Origin of the sequence: Gordonia sp. (in: high G+C Gram-positive bacteria) (assembly GCF_047600385.1) — a bacterium.
Lineage (GTDB): Bacteria > Actinomycetota > Actinomycetes > Mycobacteriales > Mycobacteriaceae > Gordonia.
On the sequence record NZ_JASGKZ010000001.1, the window covers coordinates 3,622,215 to 3,637,999 of the forward strand.

The window sequence follows — 15,785 nt, forward strand, 5'->3', positions numbered from 1 at the left end:
ACATTGCCCCGACGGATCCCGCCACCTATTGTGAATTGCGTTCAGTAATAAGTATGGCGACCCTGAGGAAGCAGCTGCCGTGAGCCTCCCCGACACCGTCCCCGCCGAGCGGGCGAATCCGCAGATCGCCGTGGTCCTGGCCGCCGCGTTCCTCGGGTTCCTCGCCCAGATGACGTTGAATCCGATCATCGCGCCGCTCTCCCGGGAGGTGGGGCTGGCCGAATGGCAGGTGGGCGTCACCATCAGCACCGCCGCGATCATGGTGGTCCTCACCGCGCAACGCTGGGGTCGCACCTCCCAGCGGCTGGGCCGCAAACGGGTGCTGCTCGGCGCGCTCGGACTCGGCGCGGTCGCCACCGCGGCGTTCACGCTGGTCGCCCGCTTCGGCATGACCGGCGTCCTCGGCGGAACCGCGCTCTTCGTGCTGTTCGTCCTGCTGCGCGGCGTCGCGTTCGGCACCGCGATCGCCGCGGTCCAGCCGACCGCGCAGGCGTTCATCGCCGACGTCACCGACGACGAGGCCGCGCGCGTCAAGGGCATGGCGAGCGTCGGCGCGGTCAACGGCATCGCCCAGATCGCCGGCGCGGTGCTCGGCGGGGCGCTGGCCGCCCTCGGACTGCTGGCGCCGCTCGTCGCGGTGCCGGTGCTGCTGACGGTCGGCGTGCTCCTGGTCGCCACCCGGCTGCGCCCGGAGGACGAGACGGTGCTGATCGAGACCCCGGTGAAGGTCCGGCCCACCGATCCGCGCGTCTGGCCGTTCCTGGCGGCCGGTTTCGGCATCTTCACCGCCGTCGGCTTCGTCCAGATCATCACCGGTTTCCTCGTGCAGGACCGGCTCGGCCTCGACGCGAAGACCACCGGCGTCCTCACCGGGGCCGCGCTGCTGGCCGTCGGCCTCGGCATGATCCTGGCGCAGGCGGTGGTGGTGCCCAAGTCCGGCTGGGGTCCGGGCACCCTGCTGCGGGTCGGCTGCGGCGTCGCCGTCCTCGGTTTCCTGCTGTACGTCCCCGACGCCGGGCCGCTGCTGTTCGCGGCGCTGTTCGTCGCCGGTCTCGGCGTGGGCATCGCGATGCCCGGCTACACCGCGGGTCCGAGTCTGCTGGTGTCGCGGGAGGAGCAGGGCGGACTGGCCGGGCTGATCGCGGCGAACACGGCGCTCACCTTCGTGCTCGCCCCCACCCTGGCCACCGCGCTGTACAGCGCGTGGGCGCCGCTGCCGGTGATCGTCGGCACCGTCATCATGGCCGCGGTCACCGCGTTCGTGCTGGTCCACCCGCGGTTCCGAAGCCTCCCGGCCGAACCGGTCGAGACCGCCGACACACCGATCCCCTGAGACAGCGGTACCCGAGCCGGATCCCAGTCCGGTTCCGGCACCGTTCCGCTACACCGCCAGGCGATAGCCGCGCTTCACCACGGTCGCGATGATCTCCCGCGCGCCCAGCGCGGTGCGCAGGCGCCCGATCGCCACCTCCACCGCGTGCGGATCGTCGCCGCCGGCCGGCAGGTAGTCGAGCAGTGCTTCTCGCGAGAGCACCTCGCCCGGACGGGCGGCCAGCGCCTTGAGCAGCGCGAGACCGGTCGCCGAGACGTCGCGTTCCTCCCCGTCGACGACGGCGGCCGCCGCCCGCACACCGAGGGTGTGACCGCCCACCACGAGGTCGGGACGTCGCTGGGGCAGGTCGTCGGCGACCAGTCGCGCCAACGCTCCGAGCCGCATCCGGTCCGGGGCCACGCTGGGCACCCCGATCCGGTCGAGCGGGGCGGCGGTCACCGGTCCGACGCAGTAGACCACGACGCGTTCGGTGAGCGCGTACCGCAGCGGATCGGCCAACCCGAGCTCCCCCGCGCGGATCAGCACCGAGGCCACCGCCGGGGCCGAGGTGAAGGTCACCGCGTCGACGCCGCCGCCGGCGATGTCGGTGATCAGCGTGTCCAGCGCGCAGCGGTCGTCGGGCGTCTTCCAGCGGTAGACCGGCACTCCGATGACCTGTGCACCCAGGTCGCCGAGGCCGTCCAGGAAACCCGGATTCGGATCCCAGTCGTCGGTGGCGCCGTGCAGCTGCACCGCGACCCGGCGGCCCCGCACGTCGTCCGGGGTGAGCATGGCCAGCAGTTCGGCGGACGACTCCGACTCCGGCGACCACTCCTCGCGGAGACCGGCGGCCCGCAGCGCCCCGGTCGGTTTCGGGCCGCGCGAGATCACCCGCGCACGCCCCAGCGCGGTGAGCAGATCTTCGGCCAGACCCCAGCCGTCGGCGGCCTCGATCCAGCCGCGGAAACCGATGCCGGTGGTCGCGATGAGGACGTCCGGCGGATCGGCGATCAGCTCCTCGGTGACGGTGCGGAGGGTCACGTCGTCGTGCAGCGGCACGATCGCGATCGCCGCGGCGCTCCGCACACGCGCGCCCCGCCGCGCGAGGAGCGTCTCGAACTCCTCGGCGCGGCGGGCCGCGGTGATGGCGACGGTGAACCCCGCCAGCGAGGGCGAGGCCGACCGTTGCGGAACGTCGTTCGTCATGAACCCAGTTTCGCAGAGGCGACGTCGGCCGGGACCGCGGACTCCCGTGCCGCGGCGGGAACCCGGATGTACATCCGCCACGTCACCAGTGCCGCGATCGCGTAGAAGACGGCGAAGACGACGAATGCCGTGGTCGCGGCACCGGTCGAGGCGTACGACTGGCGCAGCACCAGGTTGATGCCGACGCCGCCGAGGCCGCCGATGGCGCCGGCGATGCCGATCACCGCACCGGACATCGACCGCGAGTAGGCGGCCCGGCCCGCCTCGTCGAGCGGCAGCGAGCGCGAGGCGGCGTCGAACACCGACGGGATGATCTTGTAGACCGAACCGTTGCCGCCGCCGGACAGGATGAACAGCAGGATGAAGCCGACGGTGCAGATCGCGATCGACGACGATCCGGCGATCAGGATTCCGGCGGACAGCAGCATGCCGGCGAACACCGCCAGGGTCACGGTGCTGCCGCCGAAGCGGTCGGCGAGCTTGCCGCCGTAGACGCGGCTGATCGAGCCGAGCAGCGGACCGAGGAAGGCGATCTGCGCGGCGTGCAGCGCGGCCTCGGCGGCGCTCTGGCCGTCGGCGCGGAAGTTGACCGCGAGCATCTGGCCGAAGGCGAACGAGAAGCCGATGAACGAGCCGAAGGTGCCGATGTACAGCAGCGCGATGATCCAGGTGTGGCGGTTGACCAGCGAGGACTTCATGGCGACCAGGTCGACGCCGGGACCCTCCAGGTTGTCCATGTACAGCGCGGCGCCGATCGCGGCGATCACCAGGAGCACCAGGTAGATCGCGCACACCCAGTACGGCTGCCGGTTGCCGGCCACCGCGATCACGAGCAGGCCGAGGACCTGCACGGCGGGCACGCCGAGGTTGCCGCCGCCGGCGTTGAGCCCCAGGGCCCAGCCCTTGAGACGCTGCGGGTAGAAGGCGTTGATGTTGGTCATCGACGACGCGAAGTTGCCGCCGCCGAAGCCGGTGAGCGCGGCCACCAGCAGATACGTCCACAGCGGCTGACCGGGAGCGGCCAGCAACGCGATGGTGGCGACCACCGGGATCACCAGGACCAGCGCGGAGAAGACGGTCCAGTTGCGGCCGCCGAACCGGGTGGTGGCCATGGTGTACGGGAAGCGGAGCAGCGAACCGACCAGGGTGGCCGTGGCGCCGATGAGGAACTTGTCGCTCAGCGAGATGCCGTAGACGTCCTCGGGCATGAACAGCACCATGACCGACCAGATCGACCACACCGAGAAACCGATGTGCTCGGCCGCGACGGACCAGACCAGATTGCGCCGGGCGACCTTCGATCCGCCGGCGTTCCACGCCTGCACGTCTTCGGGGTCCCAGTCGGTGATCGTGTGAGATCGTGTGAGCTTCAAGGCAGTTCCTCCTCTGACGTCGGCGGTGCACCGACTCCCGACCAAGGTACGAACGCTTTGTTTCACGATCCTTCGACCGTCGTCTCGGCGAAGTATCCAGATTCTCTCCCCGCCGGGGAGCCCGGTGTGAGGCCGGAACGACGACGACGCGCCGCTCAGGGCCCGGTGACCGCGGGCATCCAGCGGGCCCGCAGGCACACCAGCACGATCACGCTGAGCGCCACCAGACCCACCGCCATCGCGATCGCGGCCTCCTCGTCGCGCTGCAACGCCAGGTAGATCGCCAGCGGCATGGTCTGGGTGAGGCCCTCGACGTTCCCGGCGAAGGTCACCGTCGCTCCGAACTCCCCCAACGCCCGCGCGAAACACATGATCGCGCCCGCCGCGATGCCTCCGCGGATCTCCGGGACGGTGACCCGCCGGAACGTGGTGATCCGGCTCGCGCCGAGGGTGTAGGCCGCCTCTTCGGCGTCGATGTTGCGGCTGCGCAGCGCCGCCTCCACGCTGACCACCAGGAACGGCATTGCCACCACCAGCTGGGCGATCACCACGGCGGCGAAGGTGTACGTGGGCGTCCACCCGAACCACTCGTACAGGTACCGCCCCAGCAGACCGCGCCGCCCCAGCAGGGTGAGCAGCGCGGTGCCGATCACCACCGGCGGCATCACCATCGGGACCACCACCAGCAGCCGCACCAGGCGGGCCGGGCGCACGGTGTCCGAGGCCAGCACGGCGGCCAGCGGGACGCCCAGGATCAGGGCGCACAGGGTCGCCAGGGCGGCGGCGCTCAGCGAGAGCCCCAGCGCCGACACCGCCGCCGGCGCCGACAGCAGTTCGACGATCCGGTGCCACGGCGCGGCCCAGGCCAGCGCGGCGAGCGGCGCGACGATCGTCGCCAGGCCCAGGATCCCGACGCCGGTGATCGACGCCGGGAGCCGAGAGTTCGGCGGACGGTGAGTCACGCTGCGAGCGAGAACCGGGCCGGGCCCTGCCCCGATCCGGTCACTTCAGGCCGAATCCGGCGTCGGTCAGGATCTTCTTGCCCTGATCCGACGTCAGCAGGTTCACGAAGTCCTTGCCGCCGTCGGTCAGCGCGGCGGCCGGGTACTCCACCACCGGGGCGTTCGGGATCTCGACGGTCGCCACCTTGTCGCCGGCCGACGTCGCATTGGTCGCGTACACCAGGGCGGCGTCGGCCTCACCGCTGGTCACCGAGCCGAGTGCGGCCCGCACGTCCACGGCGCGGCTCAGCGGCTTCGGCTGTCCGCCGGCGGCGGTGATCGCCTTCTCCGCGGCCCGACCGCAGGGCACCTCGCTCGCGCAGATCACCGACCGGTTGCCCGCCCTGGTGAAGTAGTCCAGGCCGGTCACCTTGCCCGGGTTGCCCTTGGGCACCACGATCACCAGCTTGTTGGTGGCCACCGTCACCGGATCCTTCGCGACGCCCGCGGCGACGGCATCAGCCATGGTCTTGGTGTCGGCGGTGATCAGCACATCGGCCTGCGCACCGGATTTGAGGCGCTGCACCAGGGCCGACGACGCGGCCGCGTCCACCTGCACCTGCGCCCCGGAGTGGTCGCCCCGGTAGGCCTCGGTCAGCGGATCCATCACGTCGACCAGGGAGGCCGCCGCCATCACGCGCACGGTGTGGGCGTCGGATCCGGCATCGTCGGACGTCCCGCACGCCGTGACCGAGGCGGCCATCGCCACCGCCGCACCCACCGCGACCACCGAACCGAACACCCTGCGCAACTGCATGTCTGATCTCCTCATGTCGACGGCCGCCGCACGCGGCCTGCGCCGATGATCTCCCACGACGTCCGACGACGCGACTCGAAACGCGGGTTCACCCCCCGGCGAACGGCGGAAGAAGGTCCACCGCGGCGCCGACGGGGTCGGCGTCGTCGCGCAGGAGCCGGTCGCCGTCGAGCACCGCGGAGAGCCGGGCGAGCTCGCCCACCGCCGGTCCGTGCCGCCCGGCGACGGCGGCCCGCACCCCGCCGACCGTGCGCTCGGGCACGGCGAGCTCCTCCCGGCGCCGACCGGTCCGGTCGGCGAGCGCGGCGAAGTAGGTGACGGTGACGGTGTCAGCCACCGATCGCCCCCATCGAACGGCGCGGATGGCTCAGTATCTCCGCGGGCAGGTGGCCGGGTGACTTGCGCCAGGTGACCGCGCGCCACGCATCCGCGAGCGCGGCATCGTCGCCGCCGGAGCGCAGGATCGCGCGCAGGTCGATCTCGTCGTCGGAGAACAGGCAGGGGCGCACCCGGCCCTCGGCGGTGATCCGCGTGCGGTCGCAGGCCCCGCAGAACGAGCGGCTCATCGATGCGATCACCCCGACCGTGCCGGGTCCGCCGTCCACCCGCCAGCGTTCGGCCGGGGCGCCGGCGTCCTCGCGGCCCACCGGTTCCAGCTCGAAGTGCGCGCCCAGCACGGCGAGGACGTCCGCGGCCGTCACGTAGGCGTCCTCGGTCCAGGTGCCCTCGGCGTCGAGCGGCATCGCCTCGATGAACCGCAGCGACAGCCCCCGGTCCAGACACCAGCGCAGCAGGTCCGGGGCGCCGTCGAGGGTCTCGCGCAGGGCGACGGCGTTCACCTTGACCGGGACCAGACCCGCGGCCGCGGCCGCGTCGATCCCGGCGATCACGTCGGGCAGCCGGTCGCGCCGGGTGACGGCGGCGAACCGGTCCTCGTCGACGGTGTCCATCGAGACGTTGACCCGGGTCAGTCCGGCGGCGGCCAGGCCCGCGGCCCGGCGGGCGAGGCCGAGGCCGTTGGTGGTCAGGGCGATCGGGAGGTCGCGGTGCCGCGCCCGGATCTCGCCGATCAGCGCCTCCAGGTCTCTGCGGACCAGCGGTTCGCCGCCGGTCAGCCGGAGTTCGGTGATCCCGAGGGCGTCCACGGCGACGTCGACCAGTCGTACCACCTCGGCGGTCGAGAGCAGTTCCTCCCGCGGCATGATCGGCAGCCCCTCGGCGGGCATGCAGTATCGGCAGCGCAGCGTGCACGCCTGGGTCAGGGAGATCCGCAGGTCGCGGGCACGACGGCCGAACCGATCCACCAGGACCGTCCGTTCCGGGGCGCTCGCCGCAGTCATCCTTCCGACGTTAGCAGCGAATCACGCCGCCGCCCCGGTTCACGTCGGGCGGACGGATCGGGCGATGACGGTGGCCGATCGGTTCATGTCGCGCAGGACGCGCGGGGGCGCCGACTACTCTGGACGGGTGATCCGCAGACCTGTCGCCGAGCACCGCGCCGCGGTGGGCGCCCATCTCGCCGGTATCCGGCGCACCGAGAAGGTGCCGGTCGCGGTGACGCTCGGCCGCGTGACCGCCCGCCCGGTTCACGCACCCTATTCGCTGCCCCTGTTCGACAACTCCGCGATGGACGGCTTCGCGGTCCGCGCGAGCGAGGTCCGGCCCGGTGTCGTCCTCCCGGTCAGCGGCCGGGTGTTCGCCGGGGATGCCGCCCCGGAATCGCTGCCCGCCGGTTCGGCGACGGCGATCATGACCGGGGCCCCGCTCCCGCGCGGCGCCGATGCGGTGGTGCCGGTGGAGCAGACCGTCGAGACCGACGGCCGGGTGCGCTTCGAGTCGTCGCCGGAGCCGGGCGCCTTCGTCCGGTCGGCCGGCGACGACGTCCGCGCCGGCGCCCGGGTGGTCGATGCGCGGGTGACGCTGACCCCCCGGCATCTCGGCGCGTTGGCGGCCTCCGGCGTCGCGGCCGTCGAGGTGATCCGCCGTCCCACGGTGGCCGTGATCTCCACCGGCAGCGAACTGATCCGGCCCGGCTGCGAACCCTCCGGCGGGCAGATCTTCGAATCGAACTCCCTGGTCCTCACCTCGCTGGCCGCCGAGCACGGCGCCCAGGTGGTGTACGTCGCCGCCGCCCGCGACGACGGCGACTTCGACACGATCCTCACCGCGGCCTGCCTGGACGCCGATCTGGTGCTGACCTCCGGCGGGATCTCCATGGGCGAACGCGAACCGGTCCGCCAGACCCTCGGCGAGTACGGCTGGTTCGGTCCGACGGCGATGCAGCCCGGCGGACCGCAGGGGCTGGCCCTCTGGCACGGCACCCCGGTGATCTGCTTCCCCGGCAATCCGGTGAGCGTGATCGTCTCGTTCGAGGTGCTGCTGCGCGATCATCTGCGCGAACTCGCCGGGCTCCCCCCGATCCCGTGCGGGCGCGCCCGGCTGGGCAGGGACGTCACCTCGGTCCGCGGCAAGACCCAGTTCCTGCGCGGCGTCCTCGGCGACGACGAGTCGCCCGGCGTCCCCGTCGTCGAACCGATCGGCGGACCCGGCAGCCACCTGGCGGTGACCGCGGCCGCCGCCGACCTGCTCATCGAGATCGACGCCGACGTCACGCATGCGGCGGCGGGCACGGAGGTGACCACGTGGCCCCTGACCTGACCGGATCCGACCAGCCGCCCGCCGGCCTGACGCATCTGCGCGACGACGGCACCGCGGCGATGGTCGACGTCTCCGCCAAGGCCGTCACCGAGCGCGTCGCCGTCGCACGCGGGGTCTTCCGCACCACGCCCGAGGTGATCGCCGCGATCCGCGGCGGCGGCGTGACCAAGGGCGACGTGCTGGCCACCGCCCGGATCGCCGGGATCATGGCGGCCAAGTCCACCGCCGATCTGATCCCGCTGTGCCATCCGCTCCCGCTCTCGAAGGTCGCGGTCGACTTCGCACTCGAGGACGACGGCATCGTCGTCTCGGCGACCGCCAAGACCACCGGTCGCACCGGGGTGGAGATGGAGGCCCTCACCGCGGTCTCCGTCGCGGGCCTCACCCTGCACGACATGGTCAAGGCCCTCGACCCCGCCGCGACGATGACCGACGTCGGGCTCGCCGAGAAGACCGGCGGCAGACACGGGCACTGGACGCGGGCGGCCGCGGCGGCCGCCCGCGCCGGAGACGATGCCGCGGCGGTGCCGGCCGGCCGGGTCCGGCTGCATCCCGGACGCCGCGCCGCCGTGCTGGTCTCCTCCACCCGGATCGCCGCGGGCGAGCGCACCGACGCGACCGGACCGGTGATCGTCGACTGGCTCCGGGCCCGCGGATTCGACGCCGCCCCGCCGATCGTCGTGTCCGACGACGCCGTCGCCGACGCCCTGCGCACCGCGCTCGCCGAGGCCCCGGCCGTGCTGATCACCACCGGCGGCACCGGCCCCACCGTCGACGACCGCGTCCCCGAGGCCACCCGCCCGCATCTGACCACCGAGCTGCCCGGCGTCGCCGAGGCGATCCGCGCCGAAGGGCTCGCGGCGACCCCGTTCGCGGCGCTCGGTCGTGGACTCGCCGGGCTGGCGGGCGGCAGCATCGTCGTGAATCTGCCCGGGTCGACGGGCGGGGTGAACGACGGTCTGAAGGTGCTCGGGCCGCTGCTCGACCACCTCTACGACCTCGCCGACGGGACGGGCCACCGTGACTGACCTCCCACCGGACCTCGGTACCGACATCCTCAGCGCACCGCTCGATCCGCGGGTCTGCGCCGAACGCGTCCGGACCGACGCCGACGGCGCCCTGGTGACCTTCACCGGGATCGTCCGGAACCATCACGGGGGCCGCGCCGTGACGCGGCTGCGCTACGAGGCGCACCCGCGGGCCGACCGCTTCCTCCAGGAGGTGCTGGCCCGGCACCGCACCGACGACGTCCGGGTGGCCGCCCAGCACCGGGTGGGCGAACTCGACGTCGGCGAGATCGCCGTGGTCGTGGCCGTCGCCGCCCCGCATCGCGGTGCCGCGTTCGACGTGTGCGAGACGGTGATCGACGAGATCAAGTCGGCGGTCCCGATCTGGAAGTACGAGACCTACGCCGACGGCGACGCCGACTGGGTCGCCGCCTGCCATCGGTGACCCGCCTGCAGGCGACCTCCCAGGAACCGCTCTCCCAGGAACCGCTCCGTCCTGACAGCCGATCGGCAGGTCTGCGGCAGGGAGCACTCAGATCACGCTCCTAACTTGGTTCTCATCCGGCGCGGAACCCCGCACCGGATGGAACCGAAGAGAACCGATCTGAAGGAGATCCTCATGGCCAACGGCAATCAGCGCCCCGGGCAGCCCCAGCAGAACCGCGGAACGCAGCAGCAGCACCAGCAGCGTCGTCGCCGTCGCCGTGTCTGGGACCGCCACACGCACCGGTGGGTCTGGCAGTGGAGCTGATCACCGCCAGGTGACATCCGCTGCCGTGCGCGCCGGGCCGAACGCCCGGCGCGCACGGCGCTGTCCGGCCCGCCCGCTTCCCCGTCGTCCCCCACCGGGGCAACCCCTCCGAGGACTCCCGTGTCTCCGTTCCGTGCGATCACCCGCTTCCTCCCCGACGTCCGCGCCGAACGACGGCGCCTGACCGCCGCCGTCGTCCTGCTTCTGATCGCCGCCGCGACGGATGCGGTCGGCGTCTTCGTCCTGTCCGACCTCGTCGACGGCGCGCTCACCGCCACCGACCGGTTCGCCGTGCTCCGGCTGGCCGTCCTGTGGATCGGCCTGACCATCGCGTCCTCGGCCGCCGACTACGCGGGCGCGGTGCTCTCGACGGTCGCCTCCGAGCGCATCGTCCTGCGACTGCGATCCCGGGTGTTCGCGCACGTGCAGCGTCTCTCGCCCGCCTCGCATTGGCGGCGCGGGCTCGGCGACCTCGTCGTACGCCATTCCACCGACCTCGAATCGCTCGAACATCTCATCGGCTCGGGTCTGCTGAATCTGGCGGTCGCCGCGGCCAACGTCGTCGGGCTGCTCACGGCCGCGTTCCTCATGAGCCCGGTCGTGGCCGGGGTGGCGCTGGGCAGCGCCCCCGTCCTGTGGCTGATCTCGAGCGCTTTCACCCGTCGCCAACAGCGCATCACCCACAGCGAGATGACGGCGGGCAGCGACATCGCCGAAGCGGTGACCACCGCGCTCGCCGGACACGAGACCACCGTCGCCTACAACCAGGAGCACCGGGAGGCGCAGCGTCTGCGCTCGGCCGGACGACGCTGGGCACGCGCCCGGATCGACGACGCCCGGCTGGAAGCCGGCTTCGGCGCCGTGATCGGCTGCACCGAGGTGATCGCCGCACTCGCAGTGACCGTCACCGGGGTCTGGCAGGTCCGGCAGGGGGATCTGAGCGTCGGCGGACTTCTCGCGCTCACCGGGTACCTCGCCATGCTGTACCCGAAGCTCCAGCAGTTCGCCGACATCCGGCTGTCCATCGCATCCACGGCGGTCAGCGCCGACCGCATCGCCGAACTGCTCGACGAACCGGCGCACCTGGACGACGCCGCGGACACGCCCGCGGCGATCGGCCGCCGTTCCGTCGGCGTCGTCGATCTGACGAAGGTCGGCTTCCGGCGCGGCGACGCCGTCGTGCTCGACGAGGTCGACCTCGCGCTGCGTCCGGGCCGGGTCACCGTGCTGATGGGGCCGAGCGGCACCGGCAAGTCCACGCTCGCCGCATTGCTGACGAAGATGGAACGCCCGGACTCCGGCGGCATCTCCCTGGACGGCCACGACTACGACCGGCTCACCGGCGCCGCCGTGCGCGACGCGGTGACCCTGCTGCCCCAGACCCCCGTGATCCGGGCGGGCACGGTCCGCGAGAACATCGCCTACGGGCGGCCCGACGCGACGTTCGACCAGATCGTCGCCGCCGCCCGGAACGCCGGAGCGCACCGCTTCGTCTCCGCGCTCCCGAACGGTTACGACACCGTGCTCGCCGACGGCGGCCTGGAACTGTCCGGCGGTCAACGGCAGCGCATCTGCCTCGCCCGAGCCCTGCTCCGGGACACCCCGGTGCTGATCCTCGACGAGCCCACCGCCGCCCTGGACGACGACTCCGTCGACGAGCTCATCGGACCGTTGCGGGCCGCCGCCCGGACCCGGACCACCCTGCTGATCACCCACGATCCGCGGCTGGCCGCGGCGGCGGATCAGCTGCTCACCCTCCGCGGAGGTCGCCTCACCACCGCGGAGCGATCCCCCGGGATGCGAGGACGGACCCGGCAGCCGTGCCCGGATCGGGCACCGACCGAACCGCTCCGAGCCCGAACTCCCGAACCCGAGACGGCGAGGCTCCGGCACGCCCGTCTTCCGGGCCGGTGACGGACGCGGTGCGAAGCCCGGCGGCTCCGCACCGCCGGCTCACGCGGGCGGATCGAGCTGGTACACGCCCAGCGCATCGTCGACGATGGTCCCGAAGTACAGGACGCCGTCCCGTTCGGCCACACTCGTGACGAAGGTGTAGTCGACGCCGGAGGGGCGCACGTCGTGCACCAGGTTTCCCTCGAAGTCGAAGGCGATCGCCCAGACGACGTCCTCCGGCGACGGGCCGAGCCGTTCGGGCACCCGCGAGAGCACCTTGCGCGCCCGCAGCGGGAGTTTGAAGACCCCCTCCAGCAGCGGATTGCGCGGCGAGGCGAGCGCACACCAGACCAGGCCGTCGCTGCCGATCGACATGTTGTCCGGGTAGCCGGGCAGATCGTCGAGCACCACGTCCACCTGGCCCGCCTCGGGTCCGGTGAGCCGGTATCGGGTGATCCGCGACGCGCCGGTCTCGGCGACCAGGACGAACGACTCGTCGGGCGCGAGCACCACACCGTTGGCGAACTGCAGATCGTCGAGCAGCACCTCGACGGTCCCGTCCGGCGACCGCCGGATCAGCCGGCCGGTCCCCTGGTGCTCGATGATGTCGCTGCGCCAGTCGTCGATCCGGTGCCGCTGCGAGGAGGCGGTGAAGTAGATGGTGCCGTCCTTCGCCGCGACCGCGTTGCTGGCGAAATGCAGCGGGCGGCCGTCGACCTCGTCGACCAGCACGGTGGGGCGGCCGCGGCCGCCGTCCAGGCGCAGCAGACCCCGGTCGTGGTCGCAGATCACGATGGAGCCGTCCACCAGCACTTCGAGACCGAGGAGATGACCCGCGGTGTCGGCGAGGACCTCCACGTCACCCGAATCCGGTGTCACGGCGAGGAGCCGGCCGTCGTTCAGACCGGCCAGCACCCGCCCGTCGGGCAGACTCACCACGTCCTCGGGACCATGACCGGGCAACTCGATACGACGAAAAGTGCTCACAGTCACCTTTGTAGCAAAACCGACCGGGCCGTCGCGCGAGCCGAAGGTCCCGTTCCTCCGGGGCGGACGTCGTCGACTCGCACTCGCCCCTGATCACGGACGCCCGGGCCATAGGCACCCGAGTTCATAAGCACTCGGGTTCATAGACACACTGTTGCATAGTGCGGCGATGCGCAACTACCATGCCCGGTATGGCTCTGGAACACGCCATCCTGGTGTCGCTGGCCGAGCGACCCGGGACCGGATACGAGATCGGGCAGCAGTTTCAGCGCTCGATCGGATACTTCTGGTCCGCGACGCACCAGCAGATCTATCGGACGCTGAAGAAGCTCACCGCCGACGGCCTGGTCACCTACACCGACGTCGTGCAGGACGGCCGCCCGGACAAGAAGGTCTACACCCTCTCGCCCGCGGGCGAGGAGCTTCTCGCCGACTGGGTCTCCAGTCCCACCCCCGTGATGCCGTTGCGCAGCGACCTCGGTGTCAAGATCCGGGCCGCCGAGTTCGGCGACCTCGCCGCGATCCTCACCGAACTCGCCGCACACCGCGACGAGTCACGGGCCGTCCTCGACCTGTACCGGGGCTTCGAACGCGACTACTACCCCGATCCGGACGCCCTGACCGGCCGCAAACTCCACCAGTACCTGGTCCTCCGCGGCGGTATCCGCGCGGCGCAGGCCACCGTCGACTGGTGCGACGAGACCATCGCGGGCCTGAGCCGCGAACTCGACAGCCACCGCACGACCACCGAGTAGAAAGGCGACGTCATGGCAGCCCCCACGACAGCCCCGAACACCCACTTCCCCAAACTCTTCGAGCCGTTGCAGCTCGGCGGGACGACGCTGCGGAACCGCGTCGTGATGGGGTCGATGCACACCGGTCTGGAAGACCGGATCTGGGACACCCCGAAACTCGCCGCCTACTACGCCGAACGCGCCCGCGGCGGCGTCGGCCTCATCATCACCGGCGGTTTCGCGCCGTCTCGCACCGGCCAGCTGCTCCCCCTCGCCGGCAAGATGACCAACCACGCCGACGTCCTGCGGCACCGGCAGATCACCGGGGCGGTGCACGACGAGGGCGGCAAGATCGCGATGCAGCTGCTGCACGCCGGCCGCTACGGATACACCCCGTTCAAGGTCGCGGCGGGCAGCGCACCGTCGCCCATCCATCCGTTCAAACACCTGAAGATGAACGATCGGATGATCTGGCACGTGATCCGCTCGTTCGGCGAGGCGGCGAAACTGGCGCGCCGCGCCGGGTACGACGCCGTCGAGCTGATGGGCGGCGAAGGCTACCTGATCAACCAGTTCCTGTGCCCGCACACCAACGACCGCACCGACCGCTGGGGCGGCAGCACCGAGAACCGGCAGCGTTTCCTGGTCGAGGTGGTCAAGGAGGTCCGCAGGCAGACGCCGCGCGACTTCCCGGTGATCCTGCGGCAGTCGGTGGCCGACTTCGTCAAGAACGGGCAGACGTTCGACGAGATCGCGCTGCTGGCCCGCAAGGTGGAGGCCGAGGGCGTCGACGCGATCAACACCGACATCGGATGGCACGAGGCGCAGGTCCCGACCATCGTCACCTCCGTGCCGCGCGGCGCGTTCGTGAAGTTCACCGAGCGGCTGCGCGACGTCGTCGACATCCCGCTGATCGCCTCCAACCGCATCAACACCCCGGAGTTCGCCGAGGAGATCCTCGAACGCGGCCGGGTGGACGCGATCTCGATGGCCCGGCCGCTGCTGGCCGACCCCGAGTTCGTGAACAAGGCCGAACAGGGCCGATCCGACGAGATCAACACCTGTATCGGCTGCAACCAGGCCTGTCTGGACCACGCCTTCGTCGGCAAGAAGGTCTCGTGTCTGCTGAATCCGCGGGCCGGCCGGGAGACGACGCTGACCCTCGGCCAGACCCGGTACGCCAAGCGGGTGGCGGTGATCGGCGCCGGACCGGCCGGACTCTCCGCAGCGGTCGCCGCGGCGCAGCGCGGTCACCGGGTGGACCTGTTCGAGGCGGGCGACTCCATCGGCGGCCAGTTCTCCATCGCCGCCCGGATCCCGGGCAAGGAGGAGTTCAACGAGACCATCCGCTACTTCACCCGGCAGCTCGAGATCAACCACGTCACCCTGCACCTGGGCACCCGTGTCGACGCCGAGAAGATCATCGCCGACGGCTTCGACCAGGTGATCGTCGCGACCGGCGTCACCCCGCGTATCCCGGACATCGACGGCATCGACCATCCGATGGTGATGTCGTACGCCGACGCCGTCCTGGGTCGCCGCGAGATCGGTGCACGCGTCGCGGTGATCGGCGCCGGCGGCATCGGTTTCGACGTCACCGAGTTCCTCACCACCGACGAGTCCCCCACCCTGAACCTGAAGGAGTGGGAGCAGGAGTGGGGCGTCACCGACGACCTCGACACCCCCGGGTTCCTCACCTCCCCGCGACCGCTGCCGGCCGTCCGCCAGGTGTACATGGTTCAGCGCAAACCGGGCCGCCAGGGCAAGACCCTCGGCAAGACCACCGGTTGGGTGCACCGCGCCGCGGTCAAGATGAAGGGCGTCGAACAGATCTCCGGCGCCACCTACGACAGGATCGACGACGACGGCCTGCACCTGACCCTCCACGACAAGGAGGGCAACGAGACCGGCAAGCGGGTGCTCGAGGTGGACAACGTGGTGGTGTGCGCGGGCCAGGAATCGGTGCGCGACCTCGTCGACCCGCTGACCGAGGCGGGCATCACCACGCACGTGATCGGCGGCGCCGACCTGGCATCGGAGCTCGACGCCAAGCGCGCCATCCGGCAAGGCACCGAGGTGGCCGCCGGCCTCCCCTGACCTCTCGCA

15 protein-coding genes are annotated in these 15,785 nt (G+C 71.7%); 8 read left to right on the top strand and 7 right to left on the bottom strand.

Features of this window, described 5'->3' with window-relative positions:
* Positions 1–79: 79 nt before the first annotated feature.
* Positions 80–1,333, top strand: coding sequence for an MFS transporter (locus QM809_RS16380; RefSeq protein ID WP_415046766.1), 1,254 nt, complete (start codon positions 80–82; stop codon positions 1,331–1,333).
* A 48-nt stretch (positions 1,334–1,381) separates the two neighbouring features.
* On the opposite strand, the gene QM809_RS16385 is transcribed toward QM809_RS16380, so the two are convergent.
* The 6 genes from QM809_RS16385 to moaA all read right to left on the bottom strand — a co-directional run bounded on the left by QM809_RS16385 (position 1,382) and on the right by moaA (position 6,989).
* Entirely contained in the window at positions 1,382–2,518 is a 1,137-nt protein-coding gene (locus QM809_RS16385) for a uroporphyrinogen-III synthase (RefSeq protein WP_415046767.1), read from the bottom strand.
* Positions 2,515–3,891, bottom strand: a complete 1,377-nt coding sequence (locus tag QM809_RS16390; protein WP_415046768.1) for an MFS transporter — start codon at positions 3,889–3,891, stop codon at positions 2,515–2,517. The genes QM809_RS16385 and QM809_RS16390 overlap by 4 nt, the downstream gene beginning before the upstream one ends.
* 155 nt (positions 3,892–4,046) lie before the next feature.
* Complete coding sequence (gene modB / locus QM809_RS16395) at positions 4,047–4,853, bottom strand: molybdate ABC transporter permease subunit (RefSeq protein ID WP_415046769.1); 807 nt, start codon at positions 4,851–4,853, stop codon at positions 4,047–4,049.
* Between the two features lie 40 nt (positions 4,854–4,893).
* Positions 4,894–5,649 (bottom strand): molybdate ABC transporter substrate-binding protein, encoded by a 756-nt coding sequence (gene modA, locus QM809_RS16400; RefSeq protein ID WP_415046770.1) that lies wholly within the window; start codon positions 5,647–5,649, stop codon positions 4,894–4,896.
* Between the two features lie 88 nt (positions 5,650–5,737).
* Positions 5,738–5,986 carry a MoaD/ThiS family protein gene (locus QM809_RS16405; protein ID WP_415046771.1) on the bottom strand — a complete coding sequence of 83 codons (249 nt, stop codon included), beginning with the start codon at positions 5,984–5,986 and terminating at the stop codon, positions 5,738–5,740.
* Positions 5,979–6,989 (bottom strand): GTP 3',8-cyclase MoaA, encoded by a 1,011-nt coding sequence (gene moaA / locus QM809_RS16410; RefSeq protein ID WP_415046772.1) that lies wholly within the window; start codon positions 6,987–6,989, stop codon positions 5,979–5,981. Before moaA ends, QM809_RS16405 begins: the two co-directional genes overlap by 8 nt.
* Before the next feature lie 64 nt (positions 6,990–7,053).
* Here moaA and glp point away from each other — a divergent pair, with 64 nt between their 5' ends.
* The 5 genes from glp to QM809_RS16435 all read left to right on the top strand — a co-directional run bounded on the left by glp (position 7,054) and on the right by QM809_RS16435 (position 11,979).
* On the top strand, positions 7,054–8,307 hold the full coding sequence (glp, locus tag QM809_RS16415) for a gephyrin-like molybdotransferase Glp (protein WP_415046773.1): 1,254 nt from the start codon (positions 7,054–7,056) through the stop codon (positions 8,305–8,307).
* A complete protein-coding gene (moaCB, locus tag QM809_RS16420) occupies positions 8,292–9,335 on the top strand; it encodes a bifunctional molybdenum cofactor biosynthesis protein MoaC/MoaB (RefSeq protein ID WP_415046774.1) in 1,044 nt (347 codons plus the stop codon). The genes glp and moaCB overlap by 16 nt, the downstream gene beginning before the upstream one ends.
* A complete protein-coding gene (locus QM809_RS16425) occupies positions 9,328–9,759 on the top strand; it encodes a molybdenum cofactor biosynthesis protein MoaE (RefSeq protein ID WP_415046775.1) in 432 nt (143 codons plus the stop codon). The genes moaCB and QM809_RS16425 overlap by 8 nt, the downstream gene beginning before the upstream one ends.
* Before the next feature lie 174 nt (positions 9,760–9,933).
* Positions 9,934–10,065 (top strand): hypothetical protein, encoded by a 132-nt coding sequence (locus QM809_RS16430; protein ID WP_415046776.1) that lies wholly within the window; start codon positions 9,934–9,936, stop codon positions 10,063–10,065.
* A gap of 120 nt (positions 10,066–10,185) precedes the next feature.
* Positions 10,186–11,979, top strand: coding sequence for an ABC transporter ATP-binding protein (locus tag QM809_RS16435; RefSeq protein ID WP_415046777.1), 1,794 nt, complete (start codon positions 10,186–10,188; stop codon positions 11,977–11,979).
* Positions 11,980–12,018: 39 nt separating this feature from the next.
* Here QM809_RS16435 and QM809_RS16440 read toward each other — a convergent pair whose 3' ends face one another.
* A complete protein-coding gene (locus QM809_RS16440) occupies positions 12,019–12,945 on the bottom strand; it encodes an SMP-30/gluconolactonase/LRE family protein (RefSeq protein WP_415046778.1) in 927 nt (308 codons plus the stop codon).
* A gap of 191 nt (positions 12,946–13,136) precedes the next feature.
* On the opposite strand from QM809_RS16440, the gene QM809_RS16445 reads away from it, so the two are divergent.
* Together QM809_RS16445 and QM809_RS16450 are read left to right on the top strand one after the other, a co-directional pair.
* Positions 13,137–13,700, top strand: coding sequence for a PadR family transcriptional regulator (locus QM809_RS16445; RefSeq protein WP_415046779.1), 564 nt, complete (start codon positions 13,137–13,139; stop codon positions 13,698–13,700).
* Between the two features lie 12 nt (positions 13,701–13,712).
* On the top strand, positions 13,713–15,776 hold the full coding sequence (locus QM809_RS16450) for an FAD-dependent oxidoreductase (RefSeq protein WP_415046780.1): 2,064 nt from the start codon (positions 13,713–13,715) through the stop codon (positions 15,774–15,776).
* Positions 15,777–15,785 lie beyond the last annotated feature (9 nt).

What these genes read in the sequence shown, in the direction of transcription:
- QM809_RS16385 (WP_415046767.1), bottom strand. Translation starts at nt 2,518, where the DNA reads ATGACGAACGACGTTCCGCAACGGTCGGCCTCGCCCTCGCTGGCGGGG.
- modA (WP_415046770.1), bottom strand. Translation starts at nt 5,649, where the DNA reads ATGCAGTTGCGCAGGGTGTTCGGTTCGGTGGTCGCGGTGGGTGCGGCG.
- moaA (WP_415046772.1), bottom strand. Translation starts at nt 6,989, where the DNA reads ATGACTGCGGCGAGCGCCCCGGAACGGACGGTCCTGGTGGATCGGTTC.
- glp (WP_415046773.1), top strand. Translation starts at nt 7,054, where the DNA reads ATGACGGTGGCCGATCGGTTCATGTCGCGCAGGACGCGCGGGGGCGCC.
- QM809_RS16430 (WP_415046776.1), top strand. Translation starts at nt 9,934, where the DNA reads ATGGCCAACGGCAATCAGCGCCCCGGGCAGCCCCAGCAGAACCGCGGA.
- QM809_RS16445 (WP_415046779.1), top strand. Translation starts at nt 13,137, where the DNA reads ATGGCTCTGGAACACGCCATCCTGGTGTCGCTGGCCGAGCGACCCGGG.
- QM809_RS16450 (WP_415046780.1), top strand. Translation starts at nt 13,713, where the DNA reads ATGGCAGCCCCCACGACAGCCCCGAACACCCACTTCCCCAAACTCTTC.